The organism is Leptospira ainlahdjerensis, from assembly GCF_016919175.1.
Lineage (GTDB): Bacteria > Spirochaetota > Leptospiria > Leptospirales > Leptospiraceae > Leptospira > Leptospira ainlahdjerensis.
Genome location: NZ_JAFFPU010000016.1, coordinates 14,727 through 41,707, shown reverse-complemented (window position 1 = coordinate 41,707; position 26,981 = coordinate 14,727). Strand labels below are relative to the sequence as shown.

Here is a 26,981-nt window from a genome sequence, read left to right as displayed (position 1 = left end):
ACTTAAGGCCTTTAGCGAGAATGGAAACGACATCGGATGAGATCGTTTCGCATTCTCTTTTGCAGGATTATCTTTTATACTTTAGTTTCAAATTGATAACGAAAGATATCGTAGTCTTGAAAATCTTTATCTATATCGATATTGAGATCGAGAATCTTTCCTTCCTTGATATCATAAACCCAACCGTGAAGCTGTAGTTCGCTTCCCTTGCTCCACGCATTTTGAACGATCGTCGTCATCGAAAGATTATAAACCTGTTCTCTCACGTTCAGTTCAACCAAACGTTGGTGTTTGGTTTCTTCATCCAGAATCGAACCAAGCTCTTTACGGTTCATTCGATAGACTTGTTTGATGTTTCGTAGCCAAGCGTCGATCAGGCCGTGATACTTTCCGTCGATCGCTGCTTTAACGCCGCCGCAACCGTAATGACCGCAAACGACGATGTGTTTAACCTTTAGGACTTCGACCGAGTATTGAAGGACCGACATCAAATTCATATCCGTATCGATTACGAGGTTGGCGATGTTTCTATGAACGAAAAGTTCTCCGGCGCTGGTTCCGGTCATCTCGTTGACCGAAATTCTACTATCGGAACAGGAAATCAGCAAATACTGGGGAGCTTGACCAAGGGCCAAATTCTTAAAATAATCCGGATTCTGAGCCAACTTCTCTTCCACCCAAATCCGATTATTATCAAAAAGTTTTTGATAATCTTGTTGTGCGACGAGATCAAAAGGCCGATTTTTGATCTTTTCATACGGAGTAATCACGTCGATGATTTCAAGTTTTATGTTCCGCGCACTTGCAGAAATCTTAAAGTCTTCAATGATCTCCAAAACGTCAGGATCGATATACTTGGATTTGGAACCGTCTATGATCAAATGCGAATTGTCCGCCACTTGATCAAGTTTATACAACATGCTCGATTTATTTAGAAAAGAGACGTCTTCCGAAAGATCGATACGAACTTCCACGCCGTAAGCCTTTTCCTTTTTATTAAACTCGTAAGGATTGAGAATGTTTCTTCTCATGATAAAGAATATCGCGAACGCGGAACCGATTCCGATCCCGATCAGGATATCCGTAAAAACGATTCCGATCAAAGTAGCGATAAAAGGAAGAAACTGATCCGTCCCCTTTTTATATTGCGCCTTAAGAATTCTATAATCCGTAAGTTTATAACCTACAACCAAAAGAACCGCGGCCAAAGAAGCTAGCGGGATTTTCGAGATCAAGTTCGGAATAAGAATGAGAGAGACAAAAATCAAAAAGCCGTGCAAAAAAGCCGACAATCGTGTTTTGGCGCCTGCTTGTAGATTCGCGGAACTCCGGATTACTTCTGAAATAATCGGAAGTCCTCCGAGAATCCCCGAGATAAGATTTCCCGTTCCTTGCGCCACCAATTCCCGGTTTTTGGAAACGATTCTTCTTTCCGGATCCGACTTTTCGATTGCATCCAAGCTGAACAAGGCTTCAAGACTCATCACGACGCAGAGTTTCACCGCGATCAAATAAGCCATCCGATTATTCCACTGAGTAAAATCAGGGTAAAATTCGTCCGTAAAAAAATCCGTAACACCGTCCAAACGGATTGGACGAATCGAATGTTCTGGGCCTACAGCAAAAGAAAAGTCGAATATACGAAATACTTCATTTAACAAAACTCCGGCCATGATCGCGATCAAAGAACCGTGAATTAAGAATTTTTTATGAAGCTCGAATTTTTCCCATACCAAAAGGAAAGAGAGTGAAACACCGAATATGAGAATTGCCCCCGGCGTAAAACGGATAAATGCCATCCAGATCTCGGAAAAAGTGTTCTCCCGATCCAACTGAAAAAAATCCATATCCCCGATATAGTCCTGATCATAACCGACTGCGTGCGGGATTTGTTTCAGGATCAATACGATTCCGATCGCGGCGAGCATTCCTTTAACAACGGATGAAGGGAAAAAGCTGCTGATGATTCCCGCTTTCAAAAAACCTAATGCGATCTGGAGAATTCCGGCAACACAAAGCGCAAAAAGGAACGTGTTAAAACTGCCGAGGGTTTGAATCGAATCGAAAACAATCGCTATCAAACCGGCGGCCGGTCCGCTCACGGATAACGGTGATTTGCTGATCCAGGAGACCACCAAACCGCCGACGATTCCACCGATAAGTCCGGAAAGAATCGGAGCGCCGGAAGCAAATGCAATCCCTATACAAAGAGGCAAAGCGATTAAAAAAACCACCAAACTTGCCGAAACATCATGCCTCGCGTGATTCCACGAGACATTGCGAAAAGAATTCAATAAATTCATAAAAACTCCCACCGGATAAAACCGGTTTATTCGAAATAGATTAAATCGAAGAAGAGGAGAGTTTTTCTGGCGGAGGATTTTCTATTTTAGAATAGAGCTGGGGGAGAATAAAATCGGAAGGGTCGTAATAAGAAACGGTTTCGAAGGGAGCGCCCAGAAAAAACGAATCATCGGAAGAATTCAAATCCTCCAATTTCAGCTCGGAAGTTTTTTCCTTTTCGCCTTCGTTTGTTTCCGAGGCTTCGCTCGAGGCGGAAATGGGTGAGGCATTTTTTCCGGAATCCAGAATCGGAATCAACAAAGCCGAACAGGAGAGAATCAGAAAAATGCTCAGAATGGCGCTGATCTTTCTGTGTTTTATGGATTTCAATGTACGCATCTTAGAATATTAAAATCAAAATCAAAATCTTTTTCTCGAAGCTTAGACCGTTCCGTATCCGAATTGTGTCCATTTTTTCAATGGTCGGAAAACGGACTACCCGAATCGAAGAAAATTTCCTCCCAGATCGATTCCCTCTTTCCGATCAAAATCCCCTTCATTCAAAAGAATTTAAGAGTTTGTCCTAAACCTAAAATGTAGGAGCTCCCTTCGGAATTGAACAAGAATCCGTTTGTGAAAAAGTTTGTAGACCGCCTACAAGAACCGAATCTGCGGGAACTCCCGCGTTTTCCATTACGAAACGAACGAACGTCGGCGCGGTTTGCCTAGAAGATCTTGGGATAAACTTTTAGGAAACGAAACACCTTTTGAATTTCCTCGATCGAACATTTTTCTTTTAAAACCCTCAAAATCACTCCTTCGGATTTCCTGAGTCTTCTTGGAAATTATTTTATGACAATTCTAAGTCTTTTTCTTTCCAAAGAAAGGACGTTCTTACGGAAGAAATGCAATTCTGTAGTATTAGGAAAAAAGAATCCGTCTTCTGATACAATCATAAATATCATTATCGTTTTATAATTTGACTAAATAAATTTTCGTTTGCAAAATCCGTTAAAAATCGAACTCTCACATTCAGCGAAGATACAATGACTATGGAATATTTACAAAAAGGAAAACGGGAGATGGATATTATAACTTCCATCGAACAGAAAAATCACGTCATTACTAAATATCTTTTTGATAAGGAACTCACTTTAAAAATAGATCCGTTTGATCAAAAGGCTGTCATAAAGAAAATTTTGGAAGGAGGGGATAAGATTGTGGTTCAACTTCTGAATCCCGAAGGTTCTTCCGGAGAAAATTCATTTGTTCTCTTTATGATTCTTGCCAAATACATTCAATTGGAGTGTGTACTCGTCCAAAAACTGGAAAAATCGCACGCTACCCTCAAGGTTGAAAAGTTAGCGATCGCAAAAAAGAACAGAGAACACCAGCGCTTCCTCGTAAAACCGGGGGAAGTCTACGTCACGAACGTCGTTTCCTCCAAAACGATCATCGAGACGAATATGTTCAACGTTCCGACTCTCGTAAAAGTGAACTTTGAGGATTATAAGAATCGTCTCAAACAAAGGAGCAAAGATATCGTCCAAATCGAGACGTTCAAAGCCGGCCTGGATCGCAAATTCGAAATCGTCAAAAAAACCCAGAAATATCTTCTGATAGAAAATACTCAAGATCCGGATTCTTATAAAAAATCTTCTGCAGGGCGACTCGAATATGAGAAGGACATCGACGACGATCTCGCGTCCTGTCTCAAAAGTTTTAAAGATCAGAAAATTCTTTCTGAACTGATAGTTCCGATTATTTATACAAATCACACGGACGAAAAAATTCCGATCGGTTATATTTGGATTCAGAGTAAGGAACAAAACCTTACACAACAATACGCGGAAGAACTGAAAATCTTATCGAAAGATATGGTGGAAAGAATCAAAGAATCCAATACGATCAAAACATCGGAACGTTTTCAAATCCTCGAAGCTTCTCGTGGTGGAATCAAAGTAAAAATCGATCAAGCGCATTTGATCGAAACCCTACCAAAACAGGATGGTTTTGTTTTCGACATATTCTTCCGTATGCAGGCGCCGTTTACGGTTCACGGATTGATCCGTTGGATCAAAAAAGACGAGAACGATCATTTGATTTTAGGAATCGAACTTACGGGCAAATCGGACTTGCCCGGAGAAAGGATCCGCTACGAAAAGAACGTCACGCTCCTAAATAAAGAAGCGCTCTGAGAATTTGAGATGAGTTTTAATTCTTAAAAGAGAACCGAGCTTTCTGAATCATTTTCCTTCTTGTTCCCGCTTGATATCCTCGCTGTAAGGATCCAAATAATTGTGATCGATTCTCCAGGGTTTCATTCCGTGAAATTCCACTCCGGCTCCGTTTTTGGAAGTAAGAATTCTTTCCTTCCCTTTGTGTAAAATCACACAACGTACACTTCCGATATCGCTCTGTTCAATATAGCGGGGACTTCCGTCCGGATCCCGATAATTATAAGAACCGATTTGCACTGGGTCCATCTCTCCTTCCACAAAAATTTCGTAGTCGTCCAGACGAGTTCGAAACGTAAGTTTCGGATAAGATACGATCGTCTTACTCCTCAAAGAACGAAAGAACGAATGCTGATGAATCGGATTCCCGTCTTTTAAGAGCGTTACAAACGTCAGGGTCGGAGCCAAAGGTTGTGGACGAACCGTGACGATTTCCAAAGACCAATTTTCAGGATCCTGATCGAATTTGGGAACAAAGGTCCAAAATAACTCGGCGACTCGGTTCGTTCCCCAGATATGATTGAAATGTCCATTCCCTTTTTCAAATGTAAATTTCTGATTCTTTAATTGAATCATTCCCGAAACTTCCGTAAAGGGTGAACTTACAATACTTCTTGTTTTAGGAATCGGCGATCGATCCAGCCAACGGGGAAGATGCCCGGCGGGTTCCAGTTTATGTCTGAATTCAAAATCCCAACGAAGTGTTTCTCCTTTTCCGGTTACAATTTCCCCCTTCATGTGATCTGGACCGACGGAGGCGCCTGGAAATTCGATCGAATCCTCTCCGATTGAAATCTTTTGATAAGGAAAAGTTTGTACCGCCGTTCGATGATTTTCAGGTTTTTGAATATCAAAAAAGGAAGCCCAAAGAACCGCAGAAGGATAAAGACCGGATTTGCCCTTTGGGTTGAGAGTTGTATAACGGACCCAGAACGCCTGTTTGTTTTCAGGAATCAAAACAACCGCAAACCAGATTTCGAATCTCGGTTTTACGACGCTCGCCGCGAATTTAGTAATAAAGCTTTCTTTTAAGTTCACTGCTTACCTACAAATCCGGGCGGGTCTTTTTGATTCGAAAAAAAAACTAAATTCTACCCTTTCTTCTTTCCTTTAGATACTCGATGACCGCGGGCATCACCGAGATGAGAATGATTGCGAAAATAACGATTTTAAAGTTTCTTTTCACAAAATCCAAGTTTCCGAAAAAGTAACCGCCCAAGATAAAAATTGAGATCCACAAAATCGCACCGACCACATTATATGCAACAAATTTAACATAGGTCATGGTCCCAATTCCCGCGACAAAGGGTGCAAAAGTTCTAATAATCGGAATGAAACGTGCGATGATAATCGTTTTTCCGCCGTAAATTTCGTAAAAACGGTGGGCTTTTTGCAAATGTTCCTTTTTGATGAGTGGAATTTTCTCTTTTTCTAATATCCTTTCACCGGTAAAATTTCCTACGGAATAATTTACGGTATCGCCCAAAATGGCGGCAATAATCAGGAGAACAAGAGTGCTCGTAAGATCCAAAGAGCCCCTTGCGATAAAAGCGCCGACCGCAAAAAGAAGAGAATCTCCCGGTAGAAACGGAGTCACGACGAGACCGGTCTCCGCGAAAATGATTAAGAAAAGAATAACATAGGTTCCACTCTGATACGTCTGAATGATCGTGTCCAGATGGGTTTCTAAGTTCAAAAAGAAGTCGAGAAAAAACTTAAGGGTTTCCAAGGTTCCTCCCTTGCTCTCAAAGAGCTAGGATCACTGTGTTTGAATATTTTAGGATAGAATTTCGGAAGAAGCAGGCAAGTCAAACGCGTAAAAGCTTTAAAACAGAAGTCTTTCCTTTCCCGGGTTATAACGAAATATCTTGGTAGGATAGTTCAGACGGATCGAATTGGAAGAAAGCCCCTTTCGGTCCGGTTTGATCCTCGCGTCAAATTCCACTTCGTTTCCGGATTTCAAATCCATAGAAGCGAACTTTCGGGAAAGATAAAATAGTTGGGATTGGATGATCGGTTTTCCGGAGATAAGGAGACAAATGTCCTGCAATAAGATCCTGGATTGTTCCGGATTTTTATGATTGAGAATCGACGCTACCGTCGCACGAAACCGAGTTCTTTTTCTCGGAAGAATATGGATCGGGCTCTGGGTCATCATTCTATCTTTTATCCTTTTTTTGGAGAATCATTCGAATCAGAATCGATCTATCCTCACTTTGATTTTCTTTTTTTATAAGTACAGCCTTTTTCCAAATCAAAACGATTTTCTGAAGATCGTCTCGCCCCCATTCGACAAAACGAAAAATTCAACCCAATTTATAAAGTCTGCTTTTGTTTCCATTCAGCTTATCTGATAAAATAAAAATCTCGATGACAAATCCTTAGAAAAGTTTTAGGGAAACACATCCAAAAAAGGAATGGATTTCACCGATCCGGAGCCGAAGAAATTTCTCCTTAGAATTTAGAATCTTTACCAAAACACTTTCCTCGTTACAAGGAACCCGTTTTCCCAAAAAAAGAAACGATTTCACCCCTCTTTTGTTCTCCTTCGGGAACCGTAAAAAAGGGAGAAAACGATGAAATCAAAAATTCAATACAGCGCCGCCCAGAAAACGGTAATCGAAGAAAACGCGAGATTCGTTCAAGTCGTAGCGGCGGCGGGTTCCGGCAAAACGAGCACCATGGTAGGAATCGTGGAACGGATTCTCAGAGATAAATTATTTCCGGAAGAATCGATCCTGGTTCTGACTTTTACAAAAAAAGCCGCTAGGGAAATTTCGGAGAGAATTCGAAAAACGACCGGATCGGATTCGATTCGAGTGCAGACCTTTCACGCCTTCTGTCTTTACGCGCTCAGTCGGTGGCATCCCAGATTTAAAACACAAAAACCCAAAATTCTTTCACCCGGGGAAAAAAACATCTTCTACCGGGATTTTTTAAAAAAAGAAAAATTCCTCGTAGGGGGAATTCCTTACGAACTTTTTTGGGCCGAAAACGTAAGTTATATAAGGGAGAATTTTCCGAAATTGTTAAGAGAATTAGAATATTCTTATGCACTCCACAAAAAGGAAAACTCTCTTTTGGATTTCGAGGACTTGGTGACACTTTTTCTCAACGGTTTAAAATCCGGTGAGGAATGGACTTTTCCGGCAAAACAAAATCTTAGGAAAATTCTAGTCGATGAATTTCAAGACACGGATCTGGAACAACTATCGTTTCTGCAATGTTTATCGGAAAGCGCTTCGATCACGGTTGTAGGCGACGATTCGCAAAGTATCTATTCGTTTCGCGGAGCCACACCTGAACCGTTTTTAAAATTCAAAGAATTCTTTTCAGGAGCCGTGATTCATTTTTTAAACACAAACTATCGTTCCCTTCCGGAGATCATTCAAGCATCGGACATACCGATTCAAAAAAATCGGAATCGCCTCGAAAAGAAGATTCTGTCTTTCAGAAAGGGAAACTCATTGGTGGGAAAAATTCCGATGGAAGAAACCGCTGACCTCGCACCCTATTTGATCCGAGCGATTGCCTCTTCTCAAGGAAAAGTAAAAATTCTGTGCCGCTCCAATTTTAGAATCGGAGAATACTTACGAGCAGGAATCCCGGAAGAATTTCTGATGACGATTCACGCGAGCAAAGGTTTGGAATTTCATACGGTCTTTGTAGATCTTTCGGACGGTTGGAACGCAAGACCCGATTCTCCCTTGGAAACGATCGAGGAAGAAAGAAGAATTCTTTATGTGGGGCTTTCCAGGGCTGAGGATCGCCTTTTGGTGTTAGGCGCCGCTAAGAGTTCGAGGAGGGAAACGATCGAAAACGAATTCTTTCGATATTTTAAAAAATTAAAAACGATCGATCCTGAGGATCTACTATGATCTATTTTTTCGCAATTGGATCCTATTTGGAAATCTTACGATCGATTTTTGTAAGAGTTCCTACATTTTATCGTTTCGATGGAGGCCCGACAGGCTTTTCATTACCTTACCCAGGAGTTCTATGAATCTTCAGAGAGAATCTGTCGGAACTACGACAATTCTTCCGTAAAAGTCGCGCGCCCCACCCTGATCTTGGGTGGTGGGGAGCGGAGGTGGGAAAAATCGGGTGACTTTCCTCTATCACAAAATTACACTTTTTGCAAGTTAAAAATTCCGTGTAGGAGTTCCTACAAAACCACTATTCTCGGGACGATTCCCGTTACAGTTTCTCTCAACTTCTGAATCAGGTTATGATTTTTTGGGACGGGTTCAAAAATGAAATCGATCCAAAAAGGACCGTCATTTACAGAGAGCAAAAGAAATAAAAATAATTATTTTAGAATATTCTAAAATATCAATAGAGCCTAAAAATCACCAATCAATAGGGAAATAGTCTTTTAAGAATTTACCGCACCAATGTTTCCCGGTCAGAATTCCGTCGAAGAACGGATCGCAAACTCTCGCCGCGCCGTCCACGATATCCAAAGGAGGTTGAAAGTCGTGAAGATCCTGTTTTTTCTGTGAGAGCTCAATGGGATCTTCATCCGTAACCCAACCGGTATCGACGGCGTTCATATAAATTCCGTCCTTTGCAAAATCGCTCGCCGAAGTGTGAGTCAGCATATTTAGCGCAGCCTTCGCCATATTCGTGTGAGGATGCCTGTCTTCCTTTTTAAAACGATGGAACTTTCCTTCCATAGCGGATACGTTTACGATATGTTTCTGACCCGTATTTTCTCTCCGCATAACGGAAACCAGACGATTACAAAGAACAAAAGGAGCGACCGCGTTTACGAGTTGGACTTCGAGCATTTCCGAAGTTTGGATTTCTCCCAATTTCAATCTCCAGCTATTTGTCTTTCTTAGATCGACTTGTTGTAAATCCGCGTCCATCTGTCCTTCCGGGAACACGGTTTCCAATTCGAAAGAATTATCGTGCGAATACGGAATCTGCGAAAGTTGAGCAGAGGATCGAATTCCCACTCCGGGAATTTTCCCGTTCCAACTTACCGGAAGCGCGGTCTCGTTCGCAAGGTTCGGACCTCCGAATGACGTTAGACGCTCTTTGCAATCCTGGTGCAACTTCAAAAGGTTGCGTACGTCGGGAGATAAGTCCTGAAAATCCGTCTGTTCCGCCTGTATGAGATGCGCGTAAAAGCCGGGAGGCCTTCTTACCGTCTGCGCAGCGTTATTGATTAGAATATCCAGTCTATCAATCGTTTCCTCTATATAACTCGCAAAAAGTTCAACACTCGGGGTATGTCTGAGATCCAATCCGAAAATCTGAAGTCGATCCGACCATTCTTTGAAATCGGATTCCTTCGAAAAACGAAGCGCCGCATCCACCGGAAAACGAGTCGTAGCGATTACTTTTGCTCCCGCTCTCAAAAGCATCAAAGTAGAATGATATCCGATCTTCAATCGGGAACCGGTGATCAACGCAACCTGACCGTGAAGAGAAGCGATCTGAAATCTTTTTTTGTAATTCAGATCTCCGCATTCCAAACACATAGAATCGTAAAAAAAATGAAGTTTTGTATATTCCTTTTTGCAGACATAACAATTTCGAGGGGACGAGAGTTCCGGCGCGTCCTTGCTCTTCCAGATATCGGTTTGATCGGCGATTTGCAACGGGGCTTTGAACACGGTCGCCGTTCTCGCAACTCGAATCCCGGTCAGAGCTCTTGCTTTTTTTTCCTGGGTAACCATCTCCTTTCTTCTCGAACGTTTGATGGTCTTATTTCGAATCCGAATTTCATTTCTATCGGGACGGGATATTTTTCCGGAAACGATCATCAGAGCGATTCGTTCCTCTTCGGGAATCGAAGTAAGAAGCTCCGGTCTTTCCGCAAGCATTTCCAAAAGACGAATACAACGTTGTATATCTTCCGAACTTGGATCCGTATTCGAATTGTCTTGAGATTGGTTCATAAATGATAGCTCGATTCAAAAAGAGAAGAGTCAGATTCTTCTTTACGTTTAAACTATACCGAAAAGAAGAGTCGATTGAGCAACTCAATTTCAAAGGAAAAAAGAACCCTTCCTTTTAGGTATTCTTCTTAGATATTTCCTTCCGCTTTTCTTGAAGGTAAGAATACAAGTCGATAGATAAAGTAAATCGGATAAAGCAAAAGATAAAGATTGGGAATCCACCAAGAAGGATCGAAGTCCCTTCTAAAACTCCAAAACGCAACGGCCTGTAATCCCGAAATACTCGTAAGAACCAAGGAGATCAACGCCATTCTCTCCCATTCGGAACGTCCTCGTTTTCTGAGATAAAGGCTATAAAATCCACTAATCGAAACCAGTAGATCCAACGGCAAAAAGGACCAATTCCAATCCAAAAGAATCGGATCGTGATAATCCTTAAAAAGATACGATTCAGGAATCCATTGAAAACCGGTGATCATCCAGTAGAGGATAAAGCCGATATCCGTAAAAAGGAAAAGTCCAGGGAGTAAGTTGTTCATTACTATTTTGAGTCCGTTCGTTAAAAAATAGTTTCAATAATAAATTTCCAAGATTAGATAATGACCCAAAAGGAGTATTCAAATGACAAAGAAAATGTTGATGATCGCTTTTCTGATTTGTCTGACGATAGGAGCCGGGTTCGTCTACGCAGGCAACGTTCAATCCGGGTGTACTTTCAACGGGAAAAAACTTTATGGAAAGATTCAAATTGTTACGAGTTTTCCGGACGTCAAAGTGCAGGAAGTAACTTCCTTTCCGGACCTGAAAGTTCAAAAAGTGACTTCGTTTCCGGATTCTTGCGGAAAATGGGAAATCGTTAATTCTTTTCCCGATACAAAGGTTCAGTTTGTTACAAGTTTTCCTGACATAAAAATTCAGTATGTGACCAGCTTTCCCGGAGAAAATTGAAAGTATAAACTTTTAAAAATCCGATTTCGATTTGCAGAGACTCTATTCTCTGTAAATCGAATTTTATAAAACTTCTCTCACTTCTTAAAATTCCTTTTCCCCACTTCTTTTAAGTTTGAATCGAATTATAATCTCGCTTTACACAAAGACGAGCGATCGATTTTTTATTTATGGACCTAAAGAGAAAAGAGAACGGTCTAAGACAAAAACCAAAAATAGAAAAAGAAGAAGAAATTGGAATGAAAGAAATTATCGATTGGTTAGCCGGTCCTGAATCCAGGAACTTAGAAACGAAAGAATTGTTGGAAGGACTCAATCAAAGACTGATCGAATTCGGAATTCCTGTTTCCAGATTTTTTACGAGCATTCCTACGATGCATCCGGAAGTGATGGTTCGGTCTATCATCTGGACAAAGGAAGAGGAAACTCAGATGCTCTTAATTCCTCACGGCGCTTTGAGTGAGCCGCAGTACATCGACAGTCCGATCTACCTGATTCGAGAAGGAAAAAAAGAATTCATACGTTGTAAATTGGTCGGTCCCGATGCGGACCTTTCTTATCCGATCTGCGTCGATTTGAAAGAAAAGGGAGCCACCGATTACTGCATCTTTCCCGCGACCTTCAGCCTCAATATTGGAAGTGTGGTTTCGTGGACGACACACGCACCCGAAGGATTTACCGAGGAACAGATTGTTTCCTTTCGTTCTATCCTAAGCGTATTATCCTTACGTTTGGATTTAGAATCCAGAAAGTTTGCAGTGAACGAACTCTTGGAAGTTTATCTCGGACCAAACGCGTCCAAAAGAGTTTTAGCGGGTGAGTTCCGAAGAGGAACTGGGGAATCCATCTACGCCGCGATCCTTTGCGCGGATCTGAGAGACTTCTCCTCCTTGAGTGAAAACAATTCTCCGAAAAGAATCGTAGAAATTTTGGACCGCTATTTTGAATTAACAGCACAACCGATTCAAGAAGAGAAAGGTGAAATTCTAAAATTTATAGGGGATGCAATCCTCGCTATCTTCCCCGCAAAAGAAGATCCCCATCAAGCCTGTATTTCGGCTCTCAACGCCGCGACCAAAATCAAAAGTTCAGTAAAACATTGGAACGAGGAAAATCCGGATACTCCGATTTATTTGGGTATGGCGCTTAACGTAGGCGACGTCGTATACGGGAACGTAGGAGCCAAAGATCGTTTGGATTTTACCGTGATCGGAAACGCCGTCAACCAAGCGTTCCGGGTCGAATCTCTCTGCAAAGATTTCGGAAAAAGTATTTTGACGACCGAAAATTTTGCCGAAAAAATCGGAAAGGATCAGTTCGAATTTCTGGGAGCAAGAAGTTTAAAAGGAATTACGGGAGAAAGAAATATTTTCTCTCCGAAGGAGTGAAAATCCGCAAACTCACGCGATGATTCCGGCAAGAAATTCACTAAGTAACCTTTTCAGTTTTGATTCATCCCCAAAAGGTATCTGAAAATAGATCAGATCGCTCCAGAAACACGGTCTGAGTTTGTATTCAATTCTTCCGCCAAAAGTTTTTCGATCGCTTTCGCATGAACGAAATCATCAATCTTATCCAGAATGACGATTTCTTTTCCGTCATCTAACGCAAAACAAACGGAATAGATATTATATTCGGGAGAACTATCCGAAGAAGATACAAGAATCGATTTTGTAAAAACGTTACGAATGCTTTTAGTCCTGATTTTCTTTCTCCATCTCGTCGGAATGGGGGAAGGATAAACGATCACAAACCAAGAATCGATCAGTATATTCGTAGAATTAAAAGAGTAGTGAACCGAAGTATAAAGTATATATCCCGGAATAAACAAAGCGGGGATCAGCCAAATCGGATTTTCCGAAATTCTAAAATCGATCAAGTCTGATAGAAGCGTAATAAGAAATAACAAAGAGATAAAAATTCCAATCAAAGAAGAAAATTTAAAACGATCGTAAGAATAGACGACCTTATTTCTTTTTCTTTTTTTCGTTAGTTTATCCGGTAGGACATTTTTCATCGTGAGAATAGGATCTACGGTCGAATCACGATCAAGAAAAGTATCGCTCTGACAAGCAGAAAGACAAAAAGTCAACCGAGATTTTTTTGGTCGGAGTTCCGACAAAACGTAAGAAAAGGAATTTCTCTTGAAAGAATCATTATTTTCTGATAAAGAACGATTTTCGGAGTTTTCCCCGCGGACCCGCCTCCTCCACCCAACAAGGGTGGGGGTGCCAGTTTCACGGAAAAGTTGTCGGAATTCCGACAGAGAAAATCCGACAACGGCGACACTTGACAACATGCAATTTTCGTGATACAGTAAAATTTCCCCGTTCGTTTCCACCCTCCACCCAAGATCCTTACTGGAACATAGGTAACACTTCAGACCGGAGACATGGGTTACCTTGTGACTTGCCCTTTCTTTCATCGAAGTAACCGATGTTACAAAGCTGAAAAAACCGTCCCGAGGCCGCCGCCTCGATGAAGAGAAAACCGATTTATTAGCCGGTAAAAAAGGAATTTACGTCTTCTCAAAATAAAAGGCGGATCACTCCGCCTTTTATCCTCAAAGTCCATTCCATTTTTTGAATAGACTTTTTCGATTTTATCTTTTCAGATCAACCGGCCGCGTATTGGTCCATAAGAGATTTTGCGATTACTCTCAGAGCCATCACTTCTTCGGCGCCTTCAAAGATCGAGAACACTCGAGCGTCTACGAAGTAACGGGAGACCGCATATTCTTCAGCGTATCCCATTCCTCCGTGAATCTGCATCGCCTCTCTCGTTACCCATTCAGCAACTTTAGAAGCGTAGAATTTAATCAGAGTCGCTTCCATTTGTCCCTTGTGATCGTCCAAAAGTTTTGCAACGTAATTTGAATATTGGCGAGAAGCCTGAAGAATCACCGCCATTCTCGCAATCTTATACTTAGTAAGATTGTATTCGAAAATCGGTTTTTGGAAAACGGCTCTTTCTTGAGCGTAACGAAGAGCGGCTTCCAAAGCTGCTTGCATCACACCGTGAGCGCGAGCCGCAGTCTGAATTCTTCCACCCGCAAAACCTTCCATCTGGAAGTAGAATCCTTTTCCTCTACCTTCCTCTCCGCCTAACAAATTTTCTGCGGGAACAAAGTAATTATCAAAGGAAACTTCGAAGGAGTGCATACCGCGATAACCGATCGTTCCGATCGCTTTTCCTTCGATCTTTCCGCCTTCCGGCTGAGTATAAGTAAATTCGTGACCAGGAAAGCTCGGTTTTTCCGCGAGAAGAATGGAAAGTCCTTTGTGTTTCAAAGAAGGATCCGACTCGGTTCTACAAAGAATCAGAAGAAGATTTGCATAACCTGCAAAAGTACACCAAGTCTTAACACCGTTGATCACCCAACCACCGTTAGACGGCTTTGCGGTAACGGATACGCCGGCAACGTCGGAACCGTAGTTCGGTTCGGTTACCATGATCCCCGCCATTTTTTCTCCGGTTGCAAGAAGAGGAAGCCACTTGTCTTTTTGGGCCTGTGTTCCACCCTTAAGAAGAGCCTTGGACATGATCTCGGGACGAGTGATCAAAGAACCTGCGATTCCCAAACCGCCTCGGGAAAGTTCTTCGGTAACAACGAGCATGGAAAGATTATCCGGTCTATCGTTCGGTTGAATTCCACCGTAGGATTCGGGAATACAAAGACCGAAACATCCCATATCCTTGAGTCCGCCGATGATATCTTCGGGAATGATATCGTCGTGTCGATGAACGTGTTCAGCATGAGGCATCACAACGTCTTCCGCAAACTTCTTAAAGGTTTCGCGGAACATCTCGTGATCGTCGTCAAGACCGTAGGCTCCAAAGTGACCTTTGGAAACGATCTTATCCGCGATCTCATTGTAGTTCTCGATCGCCATCGCGTCTTCGAGAAATTTATTAATTTCCTCGTTGTAAATTTTGGAAACTAAATCGGAAGATTTAATTCCGTATTCCGCAGGACGAGAACTGATTTCGGAACGAACGTGATTCACGGTTTCAGCCGCAAAGACGACTGCCATCTCTTGTTCGAGATCTCCGGTTCCCAGGGAAGAATCCCAAGCGTAATCAACAAACTTTTCTGCAATCTTTTGTTCGGCTGTAAGCCATGCGATTTGATACTGGACGAGCTGGTTTGCGTCCATCTTCTCTACGGAAACTTTTCCGTTTACGCTGCAACGTGCAGCAAGGGCTTTTGTAACGTCCTCAATCACTCCTGCGGAGATGGAAAGAGCTTTTTTCGCGGTCGCTTGATCAACGGCGGTCTTGGTTGCGCTCATGGGTTTTTAATCCTGATGTAAAAAATTCGAATCTGATCACTAGAAAATCACAACTTCTCCCCCTGTCATTTGCTTTTTGAGGAACAATCTCAAGAACCGAATAGGCTTTAAGATCAAAGCCAAAACTTCATTATGTCAGAAAGACAGTAGAGAAATTGTTATTTTGCTTTCCATCGGAGGAATTAGCGAAATTATCGGAATGCTTCGGATGGAAGGTATTACTTGGATATCGAGAAAATAAAAAAACGTTTAGATCAACTCGAAGAAGAAGTCGTTTCTCTCAAAAAAGAAATCGCGACGTATTCCTCCAATCCAACCGAAGGGGAAACGATTCAACCTCCCCTTCAAAAAACTTCTTCCGAAACAAAGATAGAAAAGTCGGTCGAAAAAACGAGAAGCCCCGAATGGGAGCTTTTTTTAGGAGGAAACCTTTTAGGAAAAGTCGGGCTCTTCTCCATTCTTCTTGCTACGATCTGGTTTATCAAATATGCCTTCGACAATCGTTGGGTCAACGAATCCGGAAGAATCCTAATCGGTATGTCGATCGGATTCGGAATCTCTTTTACGGGACTTCGACTGAACGTTAAAGGATATCGGATTCTACCCGAATCTGTTTTGGGAACCGGATTTTCCATAGTCTATTTGAGTTTGTTCGGCGCTTACTATTACTACGATCTTTTTACTCTTTCGGAAACGTTTCTCTATCTTTCTTTTTTGAGCGTATTTTCCTCCGGACTGGCGTATTGGATCCGCAAAGAAATACTTTATATTTTCGGTTTGATCGGATCCGTATTGTCGCCTGTTCTGATTTCGCAAGGTGAGAATTCGTATCAGTTCCTTTTCGGATATTTAATTTTTTTGAATATTCTTCATTTCTTAATTTTGAGAAAACTACCTTGGTTGGTATCTTCATTAACTCTATTAATCGCAAACTTTACCCTCTACACTTTTTGGTCCGCGGAAAATATCGGTCAGAGCGGTTTCATCGTCCCGTTTTTATTCATCAACGCGTCCTTCCTCCTCTTTTTATACGGAACCTTTTTCTTTCTACCTAAGTCGCTCGATCAGATCGAAGGTTCGGGCGGCGTTTTTCCAAAACTGAATCCTATTTTGTTTCCACTTTTTCAAGTCGTCAATTCCCTCTTCTTCGGTTATAGCGGATACAATCAGCTGCAAGAATTCTATCCGAATCTAACGGCTCATTTTTTCCTATTCGGCGCACTCCTCTTCGCAGTCATGATCGATCGTTACGGAAAAAACTCGGAATTCTTATCGCAACAAAAACGGGAAAACAATTTTGAAACGATCAACCTTTGTCTTCTTCTGGGATTTACTTTCGCGTCCTTGACGGACTTCTCCGAAGGAAGTTGGCTTACGTTTTCCTGGATTATGCTTGCGGGCGCCGTTTCGATTTTAGTAGTTAACCTAAAGAAGACGTCCTTTCAACTTATTTCGATCACAATTTGGGCGGTCGCATTGTTCAGACTCTACTTTCTAAATCAAATGGAAGATATAGATAGAATTTTTCTTTTGAACGAAAGATTCGCGCTCTACGTCCTCGCGTCCCTATTTCTTTTTACAACCTATCAAATTCGAAAAAACAAAACCGATTTCCGGTTTGAAAGAGGCTTTATTTATATGGGAATTATCACCTTAATCTGGGGAACGATGGTCGACGTCCATTTTGCGATCCGCGACGAACACTATAGAATTTTAGGATATTCTTATGTTCTTGCATTCTACGCTTTCCTCTTTCTTTTTGTTGGATTTCGATACGATTTCAAATCGTTCCGAATCGTAGGAATCATTGTGGCCTCCCTATTGGTAGGAAAATTATATTTTTATGATATATGGACGATGAGTCTCATCGTAAGAATCATCGCGGGTTTTACTCTCGGGGTCGGATTCTTTTTGGTGAGTCTTTTTTATCAGAAATTCAAGGACAAGCTCTCCATCTCCAAGAACATCTCCGGTTTGGCGCTTTTTCTCTTTGTTATCGGCGCCACATCCTCGTTTTCGTCCTTATCCGCGGAAACGATCAATACCAAAGGTTATAAATATTATAAGGAAATTCAAATCCCGAAAATCGAAAAGACCGAGGACGGAAACCTTTATGGGAAGATAAAGTTGGACGAAGACATCGTAAGACATTCCGGGGTCAACGACAGGAGAATCGTTCAAAACGGCAAAACAATCCCCTTTATTACCCGTAATACAATCGAAGCGTCGACTGAAGGAGGAGAAACTTCCGCCAAACTTCTCTTCAAGGTAAAAAGCGAAGAAGGAAACGTCTACGTCTTAAAACTTCCGAAGAGCCCGCCTAAAACGCATTATACGAAGATTATCGCGCAAGGCCCTCCCGAATACGAAGTAAGAGGAACGATTTATCTGGGAAAAGATCCCGAAGACCGAGGCATCCAAACGAGTTTTAATATCTACAGTTACCTTGGCGGAGAAACATCCAATGAAATTCAATTCGAGTCCAACGAGGAAACAACTTATGTCCGAATAGAAACCGATTCCGGCGCGGAGTTTACGTTTTCGAAAGCGATCTACAAGCCGGTGCTCGAAAAAATGGAATTCAAAAAAGTTTTGGAAAGATCCGATTTAGAATTCGGCTTCAATCCTGATACAAGATCCTCCGTAATCTATTTTAAAAATCCGATAAAAGTGCCCGTTCACCGAGTCGTTCTCCATCTGAAGGAGGAAAAATTCGACCGAAACGTTAAGATATTTTTCAAAGACAGCTCGAAAGAATTTAGTCTTTTGACCGAAAATCATATTTTAAAAAAACCGAATATTCCTCCGAGTACGAATTTTATCTTTGCGGATCCGATCGCATCCGAACTCAAATTCGAAATTTTCGACGGAGACGACCCTTCCCTAACCTTGGAAAGAATTGAAATTTATATTCTTCAAGAGGAAATCGTTTTTCCCTTGGATACGGACGAAAATGGAAATCCGGATTCCCAAAATCTTAGAATTTTTTACGGAAACCCTTACGCACAAGGACCGGAATTCGACTTTGCAAAAACGTTTACGGAAACTTCCGTTCCAAACGAAGTTGCGATCAAAGAGGAAAGAGTGAATGAAAATTTCGGATATTCGATCGGAGAACCTCCCGTTTCCACTTGGATCATCCGACTTCTTTTTTTCTTAGGAATCGCCGTTTTGATCTTTTTGACTTACAGGGTTTTTAAACAAAAAGTCTAAGCTGCCTAAACGAGTTCGAACGCGGGATTAAAATCCGCGTTCTTGTTTAAAATAAATTTCACAGGAATTCTTTCCTTGCAAAAATGAGGACCCAAAACTTGAACTGGATCGTTTTCCCTAAACTCCGTGCAAAAGGATCCGAGGCTTGAGCGTGTTTTCTTAACCCTGGTTAGGCGCTTGATAGAAATCATTACACATCCTTTCTTCTTCCATTCCGGATTTTCAACCGAAACGAAACCGATCCCTCGGTTGAAAAAAATCCCATTCTTGAGTTCAATCTTTATCACTTTATCAAAGTATTTATAAGAATTTCTTAATTTACTCGTTTTGATAAATACAATTCCGCGCACCGGATAGATTTCCACCCAGTTCGAATTGGATTCAACGACCTTATCGCCGGCTTCGACGTTTTTTCAAATTGTCTTCGACTGTTGAGGTCAACACACGGATTCACCTTTTAGTGGCATTCTTGTGGAACGGTATTTGAAACGGTTTTAGGGAGAATCAAAACTAAACCGATTGCAGCGACAATTCGAAATCTCGCCCTCGAAAGTTCCTATCACAAGCAAATTTCTTTTCACCGAATTCGGGCGAACTCGGATTTTTCAATCCGTTAGAATTTTGAATCTCAATTTTCATCTTCAGAATTTCTTGTCGAAAAAGAATTCCCAAAATGAAAAGAATTATCGAATTCCGTAGTCTTGAACCTTATAAAGAATCGTCAGTCGCGCGAGGATCAAAGCCAGGTTGATAAAGAATAAGATCAAGAATGGTCGATCGACAATCTTCTCGTCTTCGGCTTTGATAAAAAGATAGAATGGAATCGCAAACGTAAAAAGACGGATCGTGTTGATATACTCGGACCAGAAGTGATAGTGGTTCGCAATCGCGATCATCAATATCACCAAAGAAAATCCGACCTTGTAAAAAATCCCCTTCTTCCAAGATCCCGTCAGCGGGATCAAAAACATCGTCAGAAATTGAAGGACGAGAGGGAATTTGGAAAAAGATCGAACGATCTGTTTCAATCCGCCGCCGCTCGTAAAACTTCCCGCCAACTCCAAAAGATATTTAAAAATCCCCTCAAAAGGAATCATAAAGACCGCGAGCCTCGTCGGAGTCCAATTCGGAAGCGTATATTTCAGATACACTTGCCAGAGAACGGGAACGAGCAAAGTTGAACCAACGATTAACATTTTCTTAATGTCTTTTTTAGATAATGCCGCAAGTCCCAAGGAGAAAAGGTAGAATAACGCGGGTTCTTTAGTCACCAAGGCGAGGCCGGAAAGAATGTAAAAAGGAATATAACATTCCTTTTGATAAAAATAAATCGCAAGGACGAGCAAGGAAACCATGATCGTATCGCTCACAAGAACCGAATAACTCGCTAAGGTAAAAGGGGATATCAGATACAAAATCGCCCAGTGTGATTTTTCTTTTAAAAGAACGCGTAACGATAGATAAGAAAGATAAAGAAGCGAAAGACTGAGGATATACATTCCCGCGATGTTTCCCCACTTTCCAAAAATTCCCCAGACGGAAAGAAGCAGAGGATAACCGATTCTCGGGGCTCTGTAAGTTGCGTCGAAACCGACCGGCCATTCGAAACTCAAATTGGAAATCGATCTGGAATAATAGTAAAAGATTTGTCCGTCGTAACCGGCGCCTAGGTCGCCTTCTTTTCCTTTGAAAGCCACAACCCCACTCGGAGATTCCGCTTCATTCTTCTTGATAAACTCTTCTCCGAAATTAACCATCGAAGAAGGATTCCATTCGTAACGAGACCAGAGCGCGAGCGTCACAAGTCCATAGAGAAAAATAAGAATCAAAAGTCCCTTTAAGGGAGAATCGAGTTTTTGAAGCCAGGTTTCCAATTTCATATTCTAACCAACCAGACCTAATTTTCTTCTGAGAAGTTTTAATGCGAATCGAATCGCTTGTTTCAATACTCTTCGATTGAAAGAAGAATTCGAGAAGACGTAGTGAATTCCGATCTCGGAAATCGTTCCTCGATTTTTTGCGACGATGGAAAGAGCTTCCATGTGAAAGTCGAAGGCGATCGATTCCAACTTGGCTTCCGCAATCCAAGTAAAGGCTCTTTTGGAATACTTTCGATAACCGGAAGTACAATCTTTCAAACGATATCCAAAAAGATCGAAAATTCCCGGAGAGATGCAGTAATTCATGACCTTCGCGGCGATAAAGGATATTAGTTTTCTGTAAAGTGGAACACCGTCCGAAGTCACGCGGCTTCCAATCACAAGGTCCGCGTCCGCCTGAATGAATTCCGGAAGTTTATCCGGGTCGTGGGAAAGACCCGCGTCCATCGTGACCACGGAATCGTATTTTTTTTCGACGGCAAACTTCATCCCGTCCTGAATCCCGCCGGGAATGTGAGTATTCTTCTCGTGACGGATCGTAAAAAGTTTTTTCGGATTCTTTTTGATGAGTTCTTTGAGAATCTCGGGAGTTCTATCTTTCGAAGCGTCGTCTACGACGAGAACATCCGAATAAGCGAGAGCGCGCTCTACGACTTCTCGGATGGTTTCTTCCTCGTTGTAGGCCGGGATTACGACCAGGTTTTTCATTTTTTAACTTCGAATACGGACTTGTCTTCTTCGATCCAGCGAATCAATCTTTCCACACCTTCTTTCGGTTTGAATTTCGGGTTGAATCCGAATTTTTTTGCGTTTGTGATATCACAGATAAAATAACGCATATCGCCGGGTCTTTCCACGTCGAATTGGATCTCTTGTTTTTTACCCAAGATATCTCCGATCAGATGAATACATTCTAATAAAGAAATTTTATGATCCGGTCCGCCGCCGATGTTAAAAACGCCCGGAGTCGGATTTTCAAACCAGCGAAGATAACTCTCCGCTCCGTCAGCCGCGTAGAGAATGTCGCGAGCCTGTTTTCCGGTTCCGAAAATTCTCAAGGGCCAACCAAAGACGGAACGAATCGCGAAATTCGCGACCCAGCCGTGATCTTCTCCGCCAAACTGTCGCTCGCCGTAGATTCCGGTAAAACGAAAGGAAGCGGCTTTGATTTTATACATGTCCACGTAAGTTCTCACGTAGTGTTCGGCGCTCATCTTAGAAGCGTGAAGAGGAGAAATTTCTCCCACCATCACCGGCTGTTCTTCACCGATTGCAACGGGAGTTCTTTCGTAAGAAGTCGCTCCTTCTTTGAGAGAATCGTTGATCGAGTTTCCGTAAACGTGAATCGAACTCGTATTGACTACGGGAATATTTCTTTTGCGTGCGACTTCGAGGACGTTAAAAGTTCCTACAACGTTAGTCGTCATATCTAATTCGGGATCTTCCCAAGAGATCGTCATCGCGGGTTGAGCCGCGGTATGAACGATAAAATCGCAACCGGTGGTTCGGTCGAGAAGATGTTCGAGATTTCGGATATCCCCTTTTACCATCGTAACTCCGAGCGCTTGTAAATAGTTCCAGTTGTATTCTCTCGTGGCTTCGGTGCCGTAACCGGTTCTTTTCAATTCGTATTTGGTCATACTATCATAGCTGATCACGTCCCAGCCTTGTTTACGAAACAATTCACAAACGTGAGAACCCAAAAATCCGCATCCGCCGGTTACTAAAACTTTCTTTGCCATAAACATCCCTTTTCCATATTCTATAATTACAAAATTCTAAATTAGTTGCCGAACCATTTTTTACGGATCATAAGCCGAACGATAGATAGAAACTCTTGCGTCATTTTCTTTTTTACGGATTCGATCGGGCGATAATAAGAAATCGGGATTTCGATACAACGCATATACGATCTCACGGTTTCCATCATAAGTTCGGGAATGATTCTCTGATCTTTCATTTCCAGACGTTCTTCGATTTTAAAATAGGAATCCTTCCAGATCGCAAAGTAAGAACACATCGCGTCCGTAAAACGCGGCTCCATTCCCCACCAAAACACTTCGATGAGTTTTCCGAGAATCAGATTTACGACACGAACTCCGGGTAAAAGATTGGAACCTTGCTCGATCATCTGCCGAGTCGTACGAGTTCCGATGACCATATCGGAATCTTTTAGATATTCCAATAACTTAGGATAATCTTTGGAACGATAAGAACCGTCCGGAGTTACGATAATCGTTATATCCCCGGATGCGGAGTGAATTCCCATTTGAATTTGTTTTCCGAAAACGTCGGAGGCGCCTTCCGCGTCGCAGTGAAGAACTTTAGCTTTTTCTTTTTTAGAAATTTCTAATGTTCTATCAGTGGACCCGGCGTCTACGACAAGAACCTCGTCCACCTTCCCCCTAAAATCGACGATGACGTCCGCGATGGAACGTTCGTTGTTTTTTGTGGGAATGATCAATGTCGTTTTAAAACGAGCAAATTCTTCATTACGAATTTCGTAAACGGCGTGGTGGTAATCCTGCATGGAATTGATATTGAAATATTCCACGTCCAACTCGGTCGCAAAAACCTTTCCGCTGTCCTTCGCCATAAAGTCGATGACGTCCGTGATTTCGATGACGCCACTCTTAGGAGAAGGAGGAGTTTTTTTGAAGTATTCAAAAAACGCGGGTGTAAAGAGATAACTTCCGAGGCCAAGAAGATCGTTCGGAGGATCGGAAGGTTTTTCGACGAGTTCGAGAATCCGATCACCTTTGAGTTCCACGGAATAGTTTTTACGGATTCGAGAAAGAAGAGAAGTCTGTTGAACCCCGATGGAAGCGATTAGCTTCGGATGTTTTTGAAGCGTATTTAAGAATTTTTTATGATCGGGATGAAAGTAAAACTCGTCTCCCAAGATCGTGATAAAAGGAGAATGGATCTGAGATTCTAAACTAGCGATATCGCTCGCGAGTCCCTTGGTCGTCCAAGGGGAAGGAATGATTTCTACGTTGCGGTGATTCTTTTGAATCTTTTCGATTTCAGAGACAACCATTTCTTTGAGATGTCCGACGAGGACATAAATCTTTTTGACCTTGAAGGTGGTCTGCATGAGTTCCACGTTTCTTTCCAGGATCGTCTTTCCCTGAAATTCAAATAAAGGCTTCGGAATGTAGGATGTCCTAGGATAGGCCCTGGTCCCCTTACCCGCCGCGGCGATGACTCCAACTTCAATCTTTTCCACTGGAGATAGGCTATTTTTACAGGCTTGCGGTGTCAAAAAGGATTTGGAGGAAGCTTCCGGGAGAATGGAAGTCAGAAAATTAGGAAGCGTATTTAAAAATGAACTCATTCTTTCGAAGAAGCGGTAGGAACAAGGACACCATTTCTGTGAAAGCCGCGGTCCCCGCCCTCATCGGAGTCATCACCTTACTCAGAAGTTGAAAGGGGCTGCAACGGGAATCGTCCCGAGACAAGGGTTTTGTAGGAGTTCCTACGCGGGGATTTCTGCTTGCAAAATTAGAATTTTGTGATAGAGGAAAGTTTCCGGATTTTTCCCGCCACCGCTCCCCTCCACCCGAAATTTGGGCGGGGCGCACGACTTTTACGGAAATTTGTCGTAGTTCCGACAAATTCATCTGGAAATTCAAATAAGCTCCGGGTAAGGATAAAATCAGAAGTGTTTCGTCGGAACTCCGACAACCTTCCTTTGAAAATTGGTGGACCAACCGGACATCTCGAATCAAGGAAAGCTGGGTGCTGAAGTTTTTCCGATCTTGACGGAGGTTCGCTGGGAAATGTTGGAGATTTTTTTTTCCGAAACACGGAAATTCTCCATTGAAAAGGAAACATTCGAAGGGGCTTTGTATGAACTCCTAAAAACGTTCCTCTTCAGAAGGATCTCGCGATTCTTTCCAAACTTTTGTTTCAGAGAAAGAAATGTCTGAGAAGAATTCTAGAAAGAAAAACTCCTACGATGCCTGATTCCGAACGAGAGAAGCCCGAATACGAAGAAGATTGTTCTTGATCTTTCTCTTTTGGTCTTCCGTCAAAAGGATTTCTTTTCTTTCAGCCCTCTGAATGACAAGGTCCGCCTTTGTAACGAACTCAATCGCCGCGTCGTCTACGGATTCGCGATTCTTCTGTTTTTCTCGGAATACATTCAGAGCCTTCTGAACTTCCATCAACTCTTGCGTGACTGTTTTGATTTCTAAATCAGGAGTGGTCATTTTTGAATTCCCTACTTTTGAATTCGGCCTGAGAATTCCTTTTCTGTACAGAAGAATTTTAGAGTCCGAACTCAAATCTCTTAAAATTGGGAGTTCCTACACTGATTGTTCCTACAAAACATTCCTTCCCAAAAGAGGTTGCAAACGGACTTCAAGTCCGTTTGAGATTCGATCTCGGAAAAAACCTATTTTTACGAATTCATAGAAAAAGAATTTCGGCTTCTGAAATGGAGAACGGTTTCCAAAAATTCTTAGGATGATTCTTATACTTCTCAAAAATCATTCTTCAAGCCCGATCGAAAGCCTTGAAGAATGATTCTTCTTTACTCAGTCGTAAAGAACGTCTATGTATTTTTTCTTCGCTTCCAAATGTTCTTTCAAGGTCTTAGCGAAGTAATGATAACCGTCCCCTTTTAAGAGAAAGAAAAGATATTCGGATTCTTTTGGATAAAACGCGGCTTCGAGCGCGGAAAAACCTGGGTTTGAAATCGGACCTGGCGGAAAACCTTTGTTCAAATAGGTATTGTAGGGAGAAACTATCTTTAGATCTTTTTCAAAGATTCTACTGTGAGGTTTGTCAAAAAGATATTGAATCGTCGCACAGGATTCGAGAGGCATATCTCTTTTCAGACGATTGTTAAAAACTCCCGCCATCAGAGGTCTTTCTTCGTTTCTCTTAGCTTCCCTCTCGACTACCGAAGCCAATATTACAAATTTATGAAGTTCTGCGGGAGAAAGATTCTTAGCTTTTTCGATTTTTTGAATACGAACGTAGAATCTTTTGATCATCATTCTTACGATCTTATCCACCGGAAAGTTGATAGGAATACTGTATGTTTCCGGGAATAGATATCCCTCCGCAGAAGTTGCCGGAATTTTAAATTCTCTCAAGAGTTCGGGTTCGCTCGCAGCGAGTAAAAAATCCTGACGTTTCGAGATGAGCTTTTTAGAAGTAAGAAGATCTCCGATCTGACGATTGTTATAACCTTCCGGAATCGTAAAGTTTACGAGTTTTACCTTTCCCTCGGTGATCACTTGGAGAATCTTTCGAGAATCCATTCCATCGTTGATCTCATAGAGACCTTGTTTGATCTTTCCTGCGCTTCTTGTAAAACGAACGAGATAGAGAAAGTATTTCGAGGACTTGATCATCCCGTGAGTGGAGAGAGTTTCTACGATTTTTCCCGGAGTATCTCCGGATTCGATGAGGAGATCCAACTTTGTTTGGCCGGAACCTACGGCTCCTCCCTTGAGTTCATCCACGACAAAAAAAGTCGTAACCGCGATCAAAAGAAGAGCTCCTACAAAGAGTCCCGCGAAAATCAAAAGTTTTTTAAAATTCATAAGTTCTTATATTTCCTTCGACCGGTTTTTAAGAGAGTTCAAGGTCAGAATGCAATTTTAGCTCTTTTCTGGAAGAAAATTTCTTGGGACAGGAAGCGGATTCCATTCTCCTCCTGACATTCTTTCTCTAAAAAAACAACTGTAGTATCCTTCGTGACAGGCCGCCACTTTCTGCTCCACTTGATAGACCAAAAAGGAACGGTCCTTTGGGGAAAGAATCTGAAGAATTTTCTGAGTATGTCCGGAGGTATCGCCTTTTTTCCAGAGCTGATTCCGAGAACGGCTGAAATAATGGGCGAATCCGGTTTCCAAGGTCAATCTCTGACTTTCCTCGTTCCCGAAAGCCTGCATCAAAATTTCTCCGTTCGGATCGATCGCAACGACGGGAATCATTTCTCCATCCGGAAGATGTAGGACCTCCTTCGTTTTCAGAAATTCCAGAGGATCAAAACTGGAATGAAGAAAAAGAATCGTATCCTCGTCGCAATCCACTTCTTCCCGAGTTCCGGAAGGAAGGGTTTTTCTATAATCATTCAATTCTTCTTCTTGAAAACGAGTTAAAGAAGAAATTGTTCTTTTCGGAGCTTGCACTCGGAGGACTGTTATTTTGCGGGAACTCATATATTTTTTGGAGAATCGACTCTGAACCAGGATTTTTGGA

The 26,981-nt window shown here is 42.0% G+C and carries 22 protein-coding genes; 5 read left to right on the top strand and 17 right to left on the bottom strand.

Annotation, left to right across the window (positions count from 1 at the left end; translation table 11 throughout):
- Positions 1–74: 74 nt before the first annotated feature.
- Positions 75–2,303, bottom strand: a complete 2,229-nt coding sequence (locus JWG45_RS03970) for a carbonic anhydrase (protein ID WP_205278490.1) — start codon at positions 2,301–2,303, stop codon at positions 75–77.
- A 40-nt stretch (positions 2,304–2,343) separates the two neighbouring features.
- Complete coding sequence (locus JWG45_RS03965; protein WP_205278489.1) at positions 2,344–2,673, bottom strand: hypothetical protein; 330 nt, start codon at positions 2,671–2,673, stop codon at positions 2,344–2,346.
- A 662-nt stretch (positions 2,674–3,335) separates the two neighbouring features.
- Between JWG45_RS03965 and JWG45_RS03960 the strand changes: the two genes are divergently transcribed.
- The gene (locus tag JWG45_RS03960) at positions 3,336–4,481 is read left to right on the top strand and encodes a DUF1577 domain-containing protein (protein ID WP_205278488.1); all 1,146 of its coding nucleotides are present in this window, start codon (positions 3,336–3,338) and stop codon (positions 4,479–4,481) included.
- Positions 4,482–4,529: 48 nt separating this feature from the next.
- Here the strand turns inward: JWG45_RS03960 and JWG45_RS03955 are convergent, their stop codons facing one another.
- The 3 genes from JWG45_RS03955 to JWG45_RS03945 all read right to left on the bottom strand — a co-directional run bounded on the left by JWG45_RS03955 (position 4,530) and on the right by JWG45_RS03945 (position 6,678).
- Complete coding sequence (locus tag JWG45_RS03955) at positions 4,530–5,558, bottom strand: hypothetical protein (protein WP_205278487.1); 1,029 nt, start codon at positions 5,556–5,558, stop codon at positions 4,530–4,532.
- A 46-nt stretch (positions 5,559–5,604) separates the two neighbouring features.
- The gene (locus JWG45_RS03950; protein WP_205278486.1) at positions 5,605–6,249 is read right to left on the bottom strand and encodes a DedA family protein; all 645 of its coding nucleotides are present in this window, start codon (positions 6,247–6,249) and stop codon (positions 5,605–5,607) included.
- 96 nt (positions 6,250–6,345) lie between these two features.
- Positions 6,346–6,678 (bottom strand): hypothetical protein, encoded by a 333-nt coding sequence (locus JWG45_RS03945; protein ID WP_205278485.1) that lies wholly within the window; start codon positions 6,676–6,678, stop codon positions 6,346–6,348.
- A 418-nt stretch (positions 6,679–7,096) separates the two neighbouring features.
- On the opposite strand from JWG45_RS03945, the gene JWG45_RS03940 reads away from it, so the two are divergent.
- Complete coding sequence (locus JWG45_RS03940; protein ID WP_205278484.1) at positions 7,097–8,398, top strand: UvrD-helicase domain-containing protein; 1,302 nt, start codon at positions 7,097–7,099, stop codon at positions 8,396–8,398.
- A 471-nt stretch (positions 8,399–8,869) separates the two neighbouring features.
- On the opposite strand, the gene JWG45_RS03935 is transcribed toward JWG45_RS03940, so the two are convergent.
- Together JWG45_RS03935 and JWG45_RS03930 are read right to left on the bottom strand one after the other, a co-directional pair.
- Positions 8,870–10,429: an SDR family NAD(P)-dependent oxidoreductase gene (locus JWG45_RS03935; RefSeq protein WP_205278483.1), complete on the bottom strand. Its 1,560-nt coding sequence runs from the start codon at positions 10,427–10,429 to the stop codon at positions 8,870–8,872.
- 128 nt (positions 10,430–10,557) lie between these two features.
- Positions 10,558–10,968 carry a DUF5360 family protein gene (locus JWG45_RS03930; RefSeq protein ID WP_205278482.1) on the bottom strand — a complete coding sequence of 137 codons (411 nt, stop codon included), beginning with the start codon at positions 10,966–10,968 and terminating at the stop codon, positions 10,558–10,560.
- A 94-nt stretch (positions 10,969–11,062) separates the two neighbouring features.
- Between JWG45_RS03930 and JWG45_RS03925 the strand changes: the two genes are divergently transcribed.
- Positions 11,063–11,377 (top strand): hypothetical protein, encoded by a 315-nt coding sequence (locus JWG45_RS03925; RefSeq protein ID WP_408611596.1) that lies wholly within the window; start codon positions 11,063–11,065, stop codon positions 11,375–11,377.
- A gap of 239 nt (positions 11,378–11,616) precedes the next feature.
- Positions 11,617–12,765: an adenylate/guanylate cyclase domain-containing protein gene (locus JWG45_RS03920; protein WP_205278480.1), complete on the top strand. Its 1,149-nt coding sequence runs from the start codon at positions 11,617–11,619 to the stop codon at positions 12,763–12,765.
- Between the two features lie 92 nt (positions 12,766–12,857).
- Here the strand turns inward: JWG45_RS03920 and JWG45_RS03915 are convergent, their stop codons facing one another.
- Together JWG45_RS03915 and JWG45_RS03910 are read right to left on the bottom strand one after the other, a co-directional pair.
- A complete protein-coding gene (locus JWG45_RS03915; RefSeq protein ID WP_205278479.1) occupies positions 12,858–13,394 on the bottom strand; it encodes a hypothetical protein in 537 nt (178 codons plus the stop codon).
- A gap of 598 nt (positions 13,395–13,992) precedes the next feature.
- Positions 13,993–15,669, bottom strand: a complete 1,677-nt coding sequence (locus tag JWG45_RS03910; protein WP_205278478.1) for an acyl-CoA dehydrogenase family protein — start codon at positions 15,667–15,669, stop codon at positions 13,993–13,995.
- A gap of 222 nt (positions 15,670–15,891) precedes the next feature.
- Between JWG45_RS03910 and JWG45_RS03905 the strand changes: the two genes are divergently transcribed.
- Positions 15,892–18,882 (top strand): DUF2339 domain-containing protein, encoded by a 2,991-nt coding sequence (locus tag JWG45_RS03905; protein WP_205278477.1) that lies wholly within the window; start codon positions 15,892–15,894, stop codon positions 18,880–18,882.
- 683 nt (positions 18,883–19,565) lie between these two features.
- Here the strand turns inward: JWG45_RS03905 and JWG45_RS03900 are convergent.
- From JWG45_RS03900 to JWG45_RS03865, 8 genes are all read right to left on the bottom strand, one after another.
- On the bottom strand, positions 19,566–20,762 hold the full coding sequence (locus JWG45_RS03900) for an AZOBR_p60025 family cell surface glycopolymer formation protein (protein WP_205278476.1): 1,197 nt from the start codon (positions 20,760–20,762) through the stop codon (positions 19,566–19,568).
- Between the two features lie 3 nt (positions 20,763–20,765).
- Entirely contained in the window at positions 20,766–21,470 is a 705-nt protein-coding gene (locus JWG45_RS03895; RefSeq protein WP_205278475.1) for a glycosyltransferase family 2 protein, read from the bottom strand.
- Complete coding sequence (locus JWG45_RS03890) at positions 21,467–22,504, bottom strand: NAD-dependent epimerase/dehydratase family protein (protein ID WP_205278474.1); 1,038 nt, start codon at positions 22,502–22,504, stop codon at positions 21,467–21,469. The genes JWG45_RS03895 and JWG45_RS03890 overlap by 4 nt, the downstream gene beginning before the upstream one ends.
- Positions 22,505–22,545: 41 nt before the next feature.
- Positions 22,546–23,991, bottom strand: a complete 1,446-nt coding sequence (locus JWG45_RS03885; RefSeq protein ID WP_332476239.1) for a sugar phosphate nucleotidyltransferase — start codon at positions 23,989–23,991, stop codon at positions 22,546–22,548.
- A 79-nt stretch (positions 23,992–24,070) separates the two neighbouring features.
- The gene (locus JWG45_RS03880) at positions 24,071–24,385 is read right to left on the bottom strand and encodes a hypothetical protein (protein WP_205278472.1); all 315 of its coding nucleotides are present in this window, start codon (positions 24,383–24,385) and stop codon (positions 24,071–24,073) included.
- A gap of 333 nt (positions 24,386–24,718) precedes the next feature.
- On the bottom strand, positions 24,719–24,976 hold the full coding sequence (locus JWG45_RS03875; RefSeq protein WP_205278471.1) for a hypothetical protein: 258 nt from the start codon (positions 24,974–24,976) through the stop codon (positions 24,719–24,721).
- A gap of 327 nt (positions 24,977–25,303) precedes the next feature.
- Positions 25,304–26,320 carry an endolytic transglycosylase MltG gene (gene mltG / locus JWG45_RS03870; protein WP_205278470.1) on the bottom strand — a complete coding sequence of 339 codons (1,017 nt, stop codon included), beginning with the start codon at positions 26,318–26,320 and terminating at the stop codon, positions 25,304–25,306.
- A gap of 57 nt (positions 26,321–26,377) precedes the next feature.
- Positions 26,378–26,941, bottom strand: coding sequence for a phosphoribosyl-AMP cyclohydrolase (locus tag JWG45_RS03865; protein ID WP_205278469.1), 564 nt, complete (start codon positions 26,939–26,941; stop codon positions 26,378–26,380).
- Between the last annotated feature and the right edge of the window lie 40 nt (positions 26,942–26,981).

Bases quoted from the DNA above. Each gene is read 5' to 3' on its own strand.
- JWG45_RS03970 (WP_205278490.1), bottom strand. From the start codon at position 2,303: ATGAATTTATTGAATTCTTTTCGCAATGTCTCGTGGAATCACGCGAGG.
- JWG45_RS03960 (WP_205278488.1), top strand. From the start codon at position 3,336: ATGGAATATTTACAAAAAGGAAAACGGGAGATGGATATTATAACTTCC.
- JWG45_RS03945 (WP_205278485.1), bottom strand. From the start codon at position 6,678: ATGATGACCCAGAGCCCGATCCATATTCTTCCGAGAAAAAGAACTCGG.
- JWG45_RS03940 (WP_205278484.1), top strand. From the start codon at position 7,097: ATGAAATCAAAAATTCAATACAGCGCCGCCCAGAAAACGGTAATCGAA.
- JWG45_RS03935 (WP_205278483.1), bottom strand. From the start codon at position 10,429: ATGAACCAATCTCAAGACAATTCGAATACGGATCCAAGTTCGGAAGAT.
- JWG45_RS03930 (WP_205278482.1), bottom strand. From the start codon at position 10,968: ATGAACAACTTACTCCCTGGACTTTTCCTTTTTACGGATATCGGCTTT.
- JWG45_RS03925 (WP_408611596.1), top strand. From the start codon at position 11,063: ATGTTGATGATCGCTTTTCTGATTTGTCTGACGATAGGAGCCGGGTTC.
- JWG45_RS03920 (WP_205278480.1), top strand. From the start codon at position 11,617: ATGAAAGAAATTATCGATTGGTTAGCCGGTCCTGAATCCAGGAACTTA.
- JWG45_RS03915 (WP_205278479.1), bottom strand. From the start codon at position 13,394: ATGAAAAATGTCCTACCGGATAAACTAACGAAAAAAAGAAAAAGAAAT.
- JWG45_RS03910 (WP_205278478.1), bottom strand. From the start codon at position 15,669: ATGAGCGCAACCAAGACCGCCGTTGATCAAGCGACCGCGAAAAAAGCT.
- JWG45_RS03900 (WP_205278476.1), bottom strand. From the start codon at position 20,762: ATGAAATTGGAAACCTGGCTTCAAAAACTCGATTCTCCCTTAAAGGGA.
- JWG45_RS03895 (WP_205278475.1), bottom strand. From the start codon at position 21,470: ATGAAAAACCTGGTCGTAATCCCGGCCTACAACGAGGAAGAAACCATC.
- JWG45_RS03890 (WP_205278474.1), bottom strand. From the start codon at position 22,504: ATGGCAAAGAAAGTTTTAGTAACCGGCGGATGCGGATTTTTGGGTTCT.
- JWG45_RS03880 (WP_205278472.1), bottom strand. From the start codon at position 24,385: ATGAATTTGTCGGAACTACGACAAATTTCCGTAAAAGTCGTGCGCCCC.
- JWG45_RS03875 (WP_205278471.1), bottom strand. From the start codon at position 24,976: ATGACCACTCCTGATTTAGAAATCAAAACAGTCACGCAAGAGTTGATG.
- mltG (WP_205278470.1), bottom strand. From the start codon at position 26,320: ATGAATTTTAAAAAACTTTTGATTTTCGCGGGACTCTTTGTAGGAGCT.
- JWG45_RS03865 (WP_205278469.1), bottom strand. From the start codon at position 26,941: ATGAGTTCCCGCAAAATAACAGTCCTCCGAGTGCAAGCTCCGAAAAGA.